Origin of the sequence: Bradyrhizobium sp. 31Argb, from assembly GCF_043638955.1 — a bacterium.
Lineage (GTDB): Bacteria > Pseudomonadota > Alphaproteobacteria > Rhizobiales > Xanthobacteraceae > Bradyrhizobium.
Genome location: NZ_JBEGDB010000497.1, coordinates 1 through 2,806 on the forward strand (window position 1 = coordinate 1; position 2,806 = coordinate 2,806).

General features: G+C 62.9%; 1 protein-coding gene and 1 pseudogene. Both read left to right on the forward strand.

All coding sequences use genetic code 11. The annotated features are described in order from the left end of the window. The first annotated feature begins 80 nt into the window (after positions 1-80). Positions 81-1,843: pseudogene (gene istA, locus AAFX91_RS40580) on the forward strand (IS21 family transposase). Further along, entirely contained in the window at positions 1,840-2,610 is a 771-nt protein-coding gene (istB, locus tag AAFX91_RS40585; RefSeq protein WP_394570230.1) for an IS21-like element helper ATPase IstB, read from the forward strand. Before istA ends, istB begins: the two are co-directional and overlap by 4 nt. Positions 2,611-2,806 lie beyond the last annotated feature (196 nt).

Sequence of the window (2,806 nt, forward strand, 5' to 3'; positions counted from 1 at the left end):
CAGACCTGAACGAAACGAGAATTGTGTTACCCATGTCGTCGGTTTGAAGTGTTACCCATGTCGCCGGTTGCTCAGGGGAGTTGAACGTCTTGAAGCCGCATCTGCAAAGCACTGTATTCACGTTACTTGAGCGCCAGACGAGCCAACGAGAGATCCAGCGGCTGACGGGGATCGACCGCAAGACGATCCGGCGCTACCAGGCGATTTTCGCGTCCGGGCGAGCGGCGGAGGCAAATTCCCCCGGGGTGACCGCCGGCTCCGAGGCCGCGGATGGCCAAACTCCCCCACCTCCGCGACCGCCGGCTATCGGAGCGAAGGCGGCCGCCAGGACGTTTGATTTCGCCCGCTCAGCCTGCGAACCGCATCGGGAATGGATCGAACAGCAGGTCCGTCTGAAGCGCAATGCGCAGGCGGTCTACCAGGATCTGGTTGACCAGTTCGGCTTCACTGCCAGCTACGAGAGCGTCAAGCGTTTCGTGCGTGCCCTGCGCCACATCGATCCCAAACAGTTTGACCGTCTCGAGTTTGCCCCCGGCGAGGAGGCCCAGGTCGATTATGGCGAAGGCGCGCTGACCCGTGATCCGAACAGCGGTCGTTACCGCCGGCCGCGCCTGTTCGTGATGACCCTGCGCTACTCGCGGCGTAGCTTCCGGCGGGTGGTCTGGAAGTCGAGCCAGCAGATCTGGGCGCAGCTCCCCGAACAGGCTTTTCGATACTTCGGCGGCGCCGCAGTTATGTCGTGCTCGATAATCTCAAGGAAGGCGTCGTCACGCCCGACCTGTACGAGCCCGAGCTCAACCGGCTCTACGGCGCCGTGCTCGCGCATTACGGCGTCGTCGCCGATCCGGCGCGGGTGCGGGACCCGAACCGCAAGGGGACCGTGGAGAACGCGATCCAGCACACCCAGGGCACCGCGCTCGCCGGGCGGCGCTTCGAGTCCCTCGAAGCTCAGAACAGGTTTCTGGAGCACTGGGAGGCGAACTGGGCTTCCAAACGCATCCATGGCAGCACAAGGCGTCAGGTCGAGGCCATGTTCCAGGAAGAGAAGCCGCATCTGCGGCCATTGCCTGCGACCGGCTTCCGTTACTTCTCCGAGCTCGTGCGCACCGTCTACGATGACACCACCGTGCGGGTGGACCACAGCGACTATGCCGCGCGCCCCGCGCCGATCGGCAGTCAGGTCGTGGTACGGCTCTACGAGACGACGATCGAGATCCGCGACCGCAGCACCCAGGCGCTGCTGCGCGTTCATGCCCGCGCCGCACGGCCGGGTTCGCTCGAGCTGCCGGACAACGAGCGCCCGTTCAATCCATCCCGTCAGACCGCCTTCCTGCTGGCAAGCGCCGGCGACATCGGACCGCAAGCGAAGGCGCTCTGTCAGCACCTGTTCGACACCGAAGGCCGCGTCGGACAACGCGCGATGTGGGGCATTGTCGGACTGGCGAAGAAGTATCCCGCCCGGCTCGTCGAGCAGGCCTGCGATCACGCCGTACGTCATCACATCCATCGCTACAAACAGGTGTGCGCCATCGTCGAGCGATTGTTCGAGCAGGCGCTCGAGCGCCTCGATCATGCACCACAACTCACGCTGCCGCTGACGCAGGATCATCCTCTGATCCGTCCTGCGGACGAATACGGCGAACTCTTTCGCCTCGGCGCCCAGAACCGTGCTGCCAGCAACGAGAGCCGGCTAATCAACAACGGCGATGATCAGCGTGCAACAAACCGCGCTCGCGTCGCCTCCGCAACCCCGGCCAGCTCCGACGACGCGAGCGCTCTCACCGAGACCTTGATTGCCGATCAACTCAGCCTTTCAACCTCCACAGGAGCTCCTTCCGAATGACCATGACCTTGACGGAAATCGATCGCTGCCTACGACAATTGCGGCTGTCGGGCATACGCGACACGCTCGAGACCCGCATCCTGCAGGCCCAGGGCGCCAGCCAACCGTTCCTCGAGACCTTCTGCCTGCTCCTGCAGGACGAACTCGATCGTCGTCAGTCCCGTCTCATCGCTCGCCGCTACCAGCAATCCGGGCTCGAAGAGAAGCTCACGCTCGCGGAGTTCGACTGGTTCTTCAATCCCAAACTGCCGCGTCAGGCCTGCTTCCAGCTGCACACGCTGAAGTTTGTCGCCGCCGGTGACAACGCACTGCTCATTGGCAAGCCTGGCACCGGAAAGTCGCACGTGGCCAAGGCCGTCGCCTACCAGGCCATCCTGCAAGGCCACAAGGTCCAGTATCTCGAGGCCGACGACTTCTTCAACCGTTACGCCCTCAGCCCCGCCGCTCAGCGCGAAGCTCGGCTGCGGAGCATCTTTGACTGCGATCTGCTTGTGCTTGACGACCTGTTCCTCGCTCGCACCATCCCCGACGAAGCTGGCGCTTTGCTACAGACTCTGATCCATCAACGCTACGAATTGCACCGCAGCGTCATCGTCACGTCCAATCGCGTCGTGCAGGATTGGGGCGCTTATCTCCGCGACAACACCATGAGCACGACGATCCTCGATCGCCTCATGCACCATTGCCATCTGCTCGAGTTCGACGGCCGCAGCTACCGCCTCAAGGAAGCCGCCGAAGCCCTTGCACGCAAAACCCAGTCAACCTAATAACCTCTCGTCCTGCTCCACAAGTAGGGGAGTTTGCGCGACCACAGGTGGGGGAATTTGAAGTGACCGTCCGGGATGATGGCGATTCCGTCCGTGCTGCTGGCGATCGCCCCTATGGCACTCTGAAATGGACCCGCGGAGCGGGACCGCTTGAACCGGTTTGTTAGTTGGAAACTGACCGCTCCTGATCCCTTTC

What these genes read in the sequence shown, in the direction of transcription:
- istB (WP_394570230.1), top strand. Translation starts at nt 1,840, where the DNA reads ATGACCATGACCTTGACGGAAATCGATCGCTGCCTACGACAATTGCGG.